The organism is Elstera sp. (genome assembly GCF_044372965.1).
Lineage (GTDB): Bacteria > Pseudomonadota > Alphaproteobacteria > Elsterales > Elsteraceae > Elstera.
In genome coordinates this window covers 17,567-26,655 of record NZ_JBILQX010000015.1, presented here as the reverse complement: position 1 = coordinate 26,655, position 9,089 = coordinate 17,567, and the positions used below count along the sequence as shown (strand labels likewise).

Here is a 9,089-nt window from a genome sequence, read left to right as displayed (position 1 = left end):
TGCCTATGAAGAATTTTATCGGGCGTTTGGAACAATAATAAGCGCCCAACGTTTATACACTGAGACCAACAGGAATGTTGGGCTACTGAGTTCACGAATAAGGGAATAACATTATGAAGAAATCCAGCATTCTAGTCACAGGTCTTCTCGCTGCAACGGTCCTAACCGGCGCCGCTTTCGCGCAAGGCGCACCGCAAACCTTTGCACCGATGAAGATTGATCTGCAATCGCTGACCACGGGCTACCGCACATCCAAGGTTGTCGGCTCCGCCGTGGTCAATAACGCGGGCGATACCATCGGCAAGATCGATGACCTCATCGTCACCCCGAACGAGAAGGTTCCCTACGCGGTTCTCTCGGTCGGCGGTTTCCTTGGGATGGGCGATAAGCTTGTCGTCGTGCCCTACAGCGTGCTGACCGTCACGAATGGCAAGATGCTGCTGCCGGGCGCTACCGCCGAGTCGCTGAAGGCGCTCCCCGATTATAAATACGCCTCGTAAGGGCCGTTTCTAAAAAGCTGATGCTTGGGCCCTAAGGTGCGTTTGCAAGCGTTCGGGCCCAAGCACCGTTACACCGGAGATTAATCATGAAACTCATCACACTCGCCGCGGGTATCGCTATGCTCGGCTTGGCCGCCTGCGGAAATAATCCTGGGGATCGAGCTCTTTCGGGGGCGGGGATTGGCGCTGCAACCGGCGCGGTCGGTGGGGCAATCCTCGGCTCTCCAGTAACGGGTGCCGTCGTCGGCGGGGCCGTTGGCGCGGGCGTCGGCGGTTTGACCAAGGAATCCGATATCGACCTTGGCAAGCCGATTTGGAAATAGGGGCGTAACGTCTCCTCTGGGCCTCCCTGGAGAGACATAGGCAAGAGAGCCGGTTTCGCTTCATCGAAACCGGCTCTTTTTCTTTGCCAAATACTGATTTCCCCCAAAGGTGCAGACCCTTGGGGGAAGTTATTGTCGGGCAGACCTAGAGCACATCCCGGGCGGGTGGGTTCACCCGCGACGATATATTTGCCGAAGAAGCAAGCAACTAGTTGAAGAAGATTAAAAACAGAATGATAAGCGGGATAGGCACCCCGAGGAGCCAGAACAAAAGACCGCGTCCCATGATTCATCCTTTCAAGGTATTGGGGGGAGTTAGAGCAAATAGCGATACGCGCAAAATACACTCTGCTTTTGAAACGCATAATCCCCCAAGACGTTCCGTACAAATTCGAATCGGCATTTAAATTTATTTATTGCCTGTAATTGAGGATAAATTGCGATATTTATTGAAAAAATCGTGAGATTTATCGTATATCTCCATCAATGACGATTATTTTTATAACTTTTTAACTAAATAATTTTATCGGCGAGGCCAGAATGGGAAAATTTGATCGTCGTTTTCTGGGGTATAATGTTATCTTTTCCGCTCTTGCGGCTTTACTGTTATTGCTAATCGTCTTTGGAGCCTTCTCTGCCGGCGAAAAAATGAAGGATCTGATGCAACAGACCCTTCACGCGACGGCTCTTGAGCAAACCGCCGGAGATATACTAGCCGCCGTCGTCGATGCTGAAACCGGCGTGCGGGGTTATTGGATTACGCGCGATGAATCTTACTTAAAACCCTACTGGGATGCGAAACAACGCTGCGATACGGCGCTTAATACTTTAGACCATCAACGCCTTCTTCTGCCACCCCCGTTTCAGTTTTCAAGCATGCTGCGGTTACGAAGCTTGACGCAGGAAAAATTCGAGGTGATGGAACTCGCGCTTAATGCGATTAAGGCCAGTCATTCCGAGGCAGCACTCGCCAGTGTGCGGGGCAATCGCGGGTTGATTTTGATGGACGAGATCCGCGCCGTCGTGATCGATCTGCAAGAATTAACCGAAAACTTTCAACAGACCCGCAGCGAGGAAGTAACCACCAACGCCGCGCGGCTCACACTGCTCACATCGCTCGGCGGGGCGTTGGTGCTCATTCTCGCGGTGCTGGCGATTATCATCATTATGCGCCACACGCGCGAAATCGAGAGGGCGCGGGCTGTCCTCGCCAGCGCCAATGCCGATTTGGAACAGCGGGTTTTGGAGCGAACCCAAGGGCTCGCGCGGGCCAATGACGAGCTTCAGCGCTATGCCTCTATCGTCACCCACGATCTGCGCGCGCCTTTGGTGAATATTATGGGGTTCATGAGTGAGCTTGAAAGCGCCACGGCAACCTTTGCGGCCTATCTGAAGCAGTCCGCCCCCGACCGGGCCGATGCGGCCATAGCGCCAGTTTTTGCCGCCGTGGACGAGGATATCCCCGAAGCTCTGCAGTTCATCCGCACGTCGATGACCCGCATGGATGCGCTGATCAATGAAATTCTGAAACTCTCGCGCCTGGGCCGGGTGCCGCTCGTGCCGCGCCCGGTTGCTATGGCGGACCTCTGCGCGGAGTGCGTCGCCAATCTGCGCCATCGGCTCACCGACCTTAGGGCCGACATCACGATTATTCCGCCGCTGCCGCTGCCGATTTCAGACGAAGCCTCGCTCCGGCAAATTATGATGAACCTGCTGGATAATGCGGTGAAGTACCTCGACCCGGCGCGTCCGGGGCAAATTTTTGTGCGCGGACGGGGCATGGGCCGGGTCGTCATTTTCGAGATTGAAGATAATGGCCGTGGGGTCGCCCCCGCCGATCACGAACGGATTTTCGAGCTTTTCCGCCGGGCCGGAAAACAGGACCAAGTGGGCGAGGGGATTGGCCTTGCGCATGTGCGCACGCTCGTGCGGCGATTGGGCGGCGATATTCAGGTTATCTCAGACGGTCACAGCGGCACCGTATTCCGGTTTACAATCGCCTCAGACCTTAGGCTGAGTCTAAGCCCCGACGAAAAAGGAACCGTGACATGAAGTCCGTCACGCTTGTGATGATTGAGGACGACGCGGGGCACGCGCGCCTGATTGAAAAAAATCTTCGCCGCGCCGGTGTTTCAAATGAGCTTTTGCCGTTCAACGATGGGGCCAGCGCGTTGGGCTACTTATTGGGTGACGCCGCAGAACGGGCCCACCTGATCTTGCTCGACCTCAATCTGCCCGATATGACCGGCACCGATATTCTGGCGGCGCTCAAATCCAACCCGCTCACGCGGCGCATGCCCATTATCATTCTCACCACCACCGATGATCAGCGCGAAGTGCAACGCTGTTACGATTTGGGGGCCAATGTCTATATTGTCAAACCGCTGAACTACGACAGTTTTGCCAATGCGATTCGGCAATTGGGGCTGTTTCTATCGGTCATGCAGATGCCAGAGGGGGAATAAGCATGCCGTTTTCGACCGAGATTCTAACCCCAATCCGCGTGCTCTACCTGGATGACGACGCGGGATTGGGCGTGTTGGTGAAAAAGGCCCTCGCCCGTCGCGGTCATAACGTTGTCCCGGTCGTCAATAGCGCGCAAGCCTTCGAATGCCTGGCCCAAGGCGGGTTCGATGTTATGGCTCTCGATCACAGTATGCCGGGTGAAACTGGGTTGGACGTGCTCGCCCGCTTAGGTCCGCGCAGCGAACGGCTGCCGGTTGTCTATGTTACCGGATCAGCCGATGCCCGGCTTGCGCTTCAGGCTATCCGCGCCGGGGCCGATGAGTATGTGATTAAGGACACCGCAACCGAGTTTTATGATCTGCTCATCGCCGCCATCGAGAATGTCACCGAACGCTGGCGCTTGAAGCGGCAGAAAGCCGAAGACGAACAGGCCGTGCGCGAGGCGCGGGACCGGGCGGAATTGCTGCTGCAGGAGGTCAATCACCGGGTCGCCAATAGCCTCGGGCTGGTGGCGGCCATGGTTCGCATGCAGTCGGCGGCGCTTGCGGACCCCGCCGCCATTGCGGCTTTGCAAGAAACCCAAGCGCGCATTACCGCCATCGCCGGGGTGCATCGCCGACTTTATACGTCGGACCGGATCGGCCTCGTTGAGGTTGATGATTATCTCGAACATCTAGTGGGCGAACTGCAAGCCTCGCTGGCCGATGAGGAGCACCCCTACCCCATTCGCCTCAGCGCCGAACGCTTGACGATTAAGACCGATAAGGCCGTTTCGCTGGGCGTTATCGTTGGCGAGCTTGTGACCAATGCCTTCAAATACGCCTATGAGGCGGGTGCAACCGGCGATATTCGCGTGTCCGTGCAGCAGCAGGCCCCGGCAGCGGTGATCATCCTGACCGTCGAAGACGATGGGAAAGGGTTCGATCCGCAGTCGGCAAGTCAAGGAACGGGGCTCGGCTCCAAAATCCTGGCCGCGATGGCCACGAGCCTCAAAGCGACCGTCGCCTATGTCCCACGCCCCTCGGGGACGTGCGTGACGGTTACGTTTCCGCTCGACTGAGCCTAGCGGATATAATCTTGAGGCCGTGCCGACGCGACCTGGCGAAACGCCAGCGCACACCCGGCCTCGGTACAGCGATCTTGGAGCGTGTCGGGGTTCAGTCGGATGGTCTGACCAACCATCTGCGCGGCAGATGGGCCCTTCATCTCGCTGAGAACACTGAAAAAACAGGTGCTCAGGGCCAAGAAGCCCAGGAAATGCCAAAAGCTCATGATCGCACCCTCCTTTGAAGGTTAAGCGCGGCCTGCGATTACCGCCGACGCATCGCCATAAAAGCGAGGGCTCCGACCGCCACCGCCGCAAGAACGCGGGTATGGCGCGCGGCCAAAGCCACAAGTGACGGGGCTAGAGCGGCGAGCGCGCTGGCCTCCACCGTTCGCGTCACGGCGCGCTGCGTGCGCCGGGCGGCAAGCACCAACACACTCACACTGAGCGCCGCCAGCAAAAGCCCGATCAACGCCACCAGAAGGGCGGCATAAACCGGCGGTAAGCGGGTCGCCAAACTCAGATACAGGCCGAGGCAGAGAAAACCGACGGCGACGGTCGAAAAAAGCCCGACAGCCACAAGACTGCCGAGCAAGAGCGCCACCCGCCGCCGAAGAGGGGGCGATTTCAGCCCCATCAATCCGGCGAGGGCGCGCATTTAACGGTCAGACCGGCGGCACAGCAGGCCCGCGATAAGACCCGCGCCCGCTGCAATCGCAATCGCGGCAATCGGATTGCGCTCGATGGTTTTGCTGAAAGCGTTCAGCCCATCCTCGCCCAGGCCGCGGGCACTGCCTGCCAGTGCCGAAAGTTTTTCGGCGGCAAGCGCGCCGGTTTCGGTCGCCGCCGCAAGAGCGTGATCCATCGCTGTATCCAACGCGCCGCCAACGGCTTCGGCATTTTTCACCAAGCCCGCGTCGCGCAGCTTTTCGAACTTTGCGGTTTGATCCATAGTCTCTTTCCTTTTCCAAAGACAACCAAAGGGAAGAGCGTGCGGGTTCCCATGATTTAGGGAATGGACCTAGGGGTGCGGTCCAAAATATATAAATTTCTACAAGAAATGCCCGCAACACTCCCACTAACGACACCAAGAAAATCTTCTCGCTGCCGTCTATTATTGAAACGTTATTAGCAGGAGATTAGTTCCCATATTTTTTAGTGAATATCGGCAAAAGCTTTCATGCCCGCGCCCTACGGGGTCAATTCGATGAAACGGTTTGTGAGATAGGGGTCGCCTCGACCGTTACCGCTAAATCGGGACCGAAGTCGCTCGGAGAATCCACCGCCATTTGCTGCATCAGCCGCTGGCGGGCGCGATTGACGCGGCTCTTGATTGTGCCGATGGCAACGCCGCAGATAACCGCCGCTTCCTCGTAAGAAAAACCCGAGGCCCCAATGAGAATAAGCGCTTCGCGTTGATCGGCCGGCAAGCGCGCCAGGGCAACGCGAAAATCGGCAAGGTCAAGATGCCCGTGCTGCGCGGGAAGCGAGATCAAGCCCGCCGCGGCAACCCCGTCCACATCCTGCACTTCCCGCCAGCGTTTGCGGTGTTCACTGTAAAAATTGTTCCGCATGATCGTGTAAAGCCACGCGCGCAGGCTGGTGCCTTCTTGAAACGAAGCCGCCGCAGCCCAGGCCTTCATCAATGTATCTTGAACCAGATCATCCGCACGATCGCGGTTGCCGGTCAAGGATAAGGCAAAAGCGCGAATAGACGGAATTTGCGCCAGCAACGCCTCTTTCAGCGGCACGGCCGGGCTAGTCATTCAGTCTCCCCCACCGGCGGCTTGGCCGGTTTGGCTTCGGCGTTTTCAAGCTGATCCAGCAGCGCTTTGAACCGATCCGGAACGGGTTCGGCGGCCAAATGATCATAATATTCGCGCAGTTTTTGGCCGATGTGGGCTTGCAACTTGGGCTCGACAAATTTCCCGTTGGTGCCGTGGCCGGGGCGGTCGTTGTCGGAAGAAGAAGAGGACATCATGGGCGGTGGCTTTCGTTCGTCTCGAATCGATTCTAGGCGGCCGTTGGGCCGAGAACGGCAGAGTTCCTGGCATGACAACACCGTTCGTTGGCAAAAGTTCCCCAAGGGATTTTTTTTAGGGTTTTTTTTGGAGCCGGCGGGAACCGATGGCGAGGTTAAACGTTTCTTAAACTCAAGGTCCATCCCGCGTCGGGCGGTGTGGATCCTAGACGAGGTTGTTTTGCCCATGTCCATTTCTGCGCTTGTCGCTCCGCAACTCCCGCTTTTGCGCCGCTACGCGCGCGCGCTAACCGGTAGCCAAGGGAGCGGCGACTCCTATGTCATGGCCTTACTGGAAACCTTAGTCGCCGATCCTGCGGTTTTTGACCGGGCGTGCGATCCGCGTGTCGCTACCTATAAGCTCTTTTCGCGGTTGTGGAATTCACTGTCGATCAATACCAACGAGCCCCAAATTCACGGCGCGAGCATGGCCGAGCGCCGCATTGAAGCGTTAACCCCCTTGCCGCGTCAGGCATTTCTACTGACGGCGGTGGAGGGATTTTCGAGCGCCCAGGCCGCCGTCATTCTCGACGTGCCGCCCGAAGATTTCAGCAAATTGCTGGACATCGCCGGGCAGCAGATTGGCGCGCAAGTGTCGTCCCGCGTTCTCATCATCGAGGACGAGCCGATTATTGCGATGGATCTGGAAGTCCTGGTGCGCGCGCTGGGTCACGAGGTGGTGGGCAATGCCCGCACCCATACCGAAGCAGTGGCGATGGCGACCGCCGAGCGACCCGGCCTCGTGCTCGCCGATATTCGCCTTGCCGACGGCAGTTCTGGCCTTGAAGCCGTGAACGAGATTTTGGAAACCTTCGAAGTGCCGGTCATTTTCATTACCGCCTTCCCCGAATCGCTGCTGACCGGCCAGCGGCCCGAGCCGACGTTTCTGATCGCCAAGCCGTTCCGCGAGGACATGGTGAAGGCCGTGATCAGTCAGGCCCTGTTTTTCGGCGAACCCGCCAGCACCCTCGCCCATCGCGTCGCCTAGCGGCGGTTCTTGCGGGGTTGGGTTCAGGATAATGTGTTCCCCGTAAGACTAAACCCGATGGTATGGACTAAGCCGAATGCCCCAATCCCTCGTGGATGTCGTCGATTTTTTCCTAAGGATTGCGGGCGGCTTGGGCCTAAGAACGCCCGCCAGCTTGGCCATCGCAAACATGCTGTCGAACGGCATCCTGACGCTCGCCTGTTTTGGTGTCGCCTTTGGTATTCTATGGTATTCTCACCACCGCAAAGGCTTGGCGGCGGCCTATCGCAACGTAACGTCGTTGGTGTGCGTTTTTGCGCTCGCGTGTGGAACCGGTCAGCTTTTGGATTTACTGACCTTCTGGTTCCCGGCCACCTCGGGCCTGTTCAGCCTTGCGAATGTTGGTGTTGGGGCCGTCGCCCTGATCGCGGCCTTCGCCCTGTGGCCACGGCTCCCCAAACTGGTCACGCTGCCGTCAGCCGCCGATTTGCTCGAAGCGAATCAGCGGCTTGCCGCCGACGAACTGGCCCGGCGCAAACTGGTGGAGACGTTAAGCTCCTTTAATCATGCCCTGGAACAGCGCGTTGCCGCGCGCACCCAGGAACTCGCCGAGGCCACGCGGCGCTTCGAAGCGGCCCTCGCCAGTTCCAATATCAGTATGGCCCAACAGGATCGGGAGTTGCGCTATACCTGGGTTCACAATCCACCGGCTGATCAAAAAATCGCCGATATGATCGGCGCGCGCCCGGAGGATATTTTCCCCGCGCCGACCGCGCAAATAACCGCCGCCGCCAAGCGCCGCGTGCTCGAAACCGGCACGGCCACGCGGATGGAAATCGCCCTGCCGCACGCGGGCAAAATTCTGTGGTTCGACGAGCGCATCGAGCCGATCTATGCCGACGGCGAGATTGTCGGCGTGACCACCGTCGCCATCGATGTGACCTCCCACAAGCTCTATGAGCAGCACTTGCAAAATCTGCTGCGCGAACTCTCCCATCGCTCGAAGAATCTGCTGGCGATTGTGCAAGGGATTGCCCGGCAAACCGGGGGATCGGTGACAAATCTTCCCGATTATTTGGCGCGCTTTAGTGCCCGCCTCCAGGCCCTGTCCGGTGCCCATGAACTCTTGGTCAACCGCTCCTGGCACGGGGTCGATCTGCGCGATCTGGTTTTGCGCGAGATCGGGCAAGATCCGGCGCGGCTGGAAGAGCGGTTGTCGATTGTTGGCGAAACGACAATTGTCGGCCCGGAAGCTGCGCAAAATATCGCCCTTGGGCTGCACGAAATGGCGAGCAACGCCTATCGCTACGGCGCGCTGCAAAGCGCGCACGGGCGGATTGCCATCGCCTGGCAGCAGATCGTGGTCGAGGATCGCCCCCTGGTCGAACTCACCTGGGTCGAAAGCAACGGCCCCTCGGTCGAGCCGCCCACCCGCGCAGGCTTTGGCCGCGCCCTGCTGGAGCGGCTGGTCGCCCGCGCCCTCGAAGGAACCTCGGACCTAATTTTCGCCCCGGAGGGTGTGCGCTGGACACTGCGGTTCCCGGTAAGTCGTTTAGGCGAAACCGAGGGATAGCGCCCGCGCACTTGTCCCCTTGAAATTCTTGGTGGAGCCGATGAGAGTCGAACTCACAACCTCTGCAGTGCGATTGCACGATCTGGGGGTTTTCCTGGTGACACGGTCTCTTTCTCATTCTTACTATCCGTTGATCTAAAAGAGAAATTGCCTTACCGTGAGTGTATAGGTGAGGGCCTTTTTTACCCCGTTTTT

General features: G+C 58.1%; 12 protein-coding genes. 7 read left to right on the top strand and 5 right to left on the bottom strand.

The window, feature by feature from the left end; translation table 11 throughout:
- The first annotated feature begins 113 nt into the window (after positions 1–113).
- From ACIQ36_RS03970 to ACIQ36_RS03950, 5 genes are all read left to right on the top strand, one after another.
- Positions 114–500, top strand: a complete 387-nt coding sequence (locus tag ACIQ36_RS03970; protein ID WP_395826141.1) for a PRC-barrel domain-containing protein — start codon at positions 114–116, stop codon at positions 498–500.
- A gap of 86 nt (positions 501–586) precedes the next feature.
- A complete protein-coding gene (locus tag ACIQ36_RS03965) occupies positions 587–823 on the top strand; it encodes a YMGG-like glycine zipper-containing protein (RefSeq protein WP_395826139.1) in 237 nt (78 codons plus the stop codon).
- Between the two features lie 660 nt (positions 824–1,483).
- On the top strand, positions 1,484–2,875 hold the full coding sequence (locus ACIQ36_RS03960; protein WP_395826137.1) for an ATP-binding protein: 1,392 nt from the start codon (positions 1,484–1,486) through the stop codon (positions 2,873–2,875).
- Positions 2,872–3,288, top strand: a complete 417-nt coding sequence (locus tag ACIQ36_RS03955; RefSeq protein WP_395826135.1) for a response regulator — start codon at positions 2,872–2,874, stop codon at positions 3,286–3,288. The genes ACIQ36_RS03960 and ACIQ36_RS03955 overlap by 4 nt, the downstream gene beginning before the upstream one ends.
- Before the next feature lie 2 nt (positions 3,289–3,290).
- Positions 3,291–4,349, top strand: a complete 1,059-nt coding sequence (locus ACIQ36_RS03950; protein ID WP_395826133.1) for a histidine kinase dimerization/phosphoacceptor domain -containing protein — start codon at positions 3,291–3,293, stop codon at positions 4,347–4,349.
- 2 nt (positions 4,350–4,351) lie between these two features.
- Here the strand turns inward: ACIQ36_RS03950 and ACIQ36_RS03945 are convergent, their stop codons facing one another.
- The 5 genes from ACIQ36_RS03945 to ACIQ36_RS03925 form a co-directional block, all read right to left on the bottom strand.
- Positions 4,352–4,561, bottom strand: coding sequence for a hypothetical protein (locus tag ACIQ36_RS03945; protein WP_395826131.1), 210 nt, complete (start codon positions 4,559–4,561; stop codon positions 4,352–4,354).
- Positions 4,562–4,599: 38 nt separating this feature from the next.
- Positions 4,600–4,992 (bottom strand): hypothetical protein, encoded by a 393-nt coding sequence (locus ACIQ36_RS03940; RefSeq protein WP_395826130.1) that lies wholly within the window; start codon positions 4,990–4,992, stop codon positions 4,600–4,602.
- Positions 4,993–5,286: a hypothetical protein gene (locus tag ACIQ36_RS03935; protein ID WP_395826128.1), complete on the bottom strand. Its 294-nt coding sequence runs from the start codon at positions 5,284–5,286 to the stop codon at positions 4,993–4,995.
- Positions 5,287–5,533: 247 nt separating this feature from the next.
- Positions 5,534–6,100 carry a sigma-70 family RNA polymerase sigma factor gene (locus ACIQ36_RS03930; RefSeq protein ID WP_395826126.1) on the bottom strand — a complete coding sequence of 189 codons (567 nt, stop codon included), beginning with the start codon at positions 6,098–6,100 and terminating at the stop codon, positions 5,534–5,536.
- A complete protein-coding gene (locus ACIQ36_RS03925) occupies positions 6,097–6,315 on the bottom strand; it encodes a NepR family anti-sigma factor (protein ID WP_395826124.1) in 219 nt (72 codons plus the stop codon). Before ACIQ36_RS03925 ends, ACIQ36_RS03930 begins: the two co-directional genes overlap by 4 nt.
- 226 nt (positions 6,316–6,541) lie before the next feature.
- Here ACIQ36_RS03925 and ACIQ36_RS03920 point away from each other — a divergent pair, with 226 nt between their 5' ends.
- Together ACIQ36_RS03920 and ACIQ36_RS03915 are read left to right on the top strand one after the other, a co-directional pair.
- Positions 6,542–7,342, top strand: coding sequence for a response regulator (locus tag ACIQ36_RS03920; protein WP_395826122.1), 801 nt, complete (start codon positions 6,542–6,544; stop codon positions 7,340–7,342).
- 76 nt (positions 7,343–7,418) lie between these two features.
- Entirely contained in the window at positions 7,419–8,894 is a 1,476-nt protein-coding gene (locus tag ACIQ36_RS03915) for a sensor histidine kinase (protein ID WP_395826120.1), read from the top strand.
- The last annotated feature ends 195 nt before the right edge of the window (positions 8,895–9,089 follow it).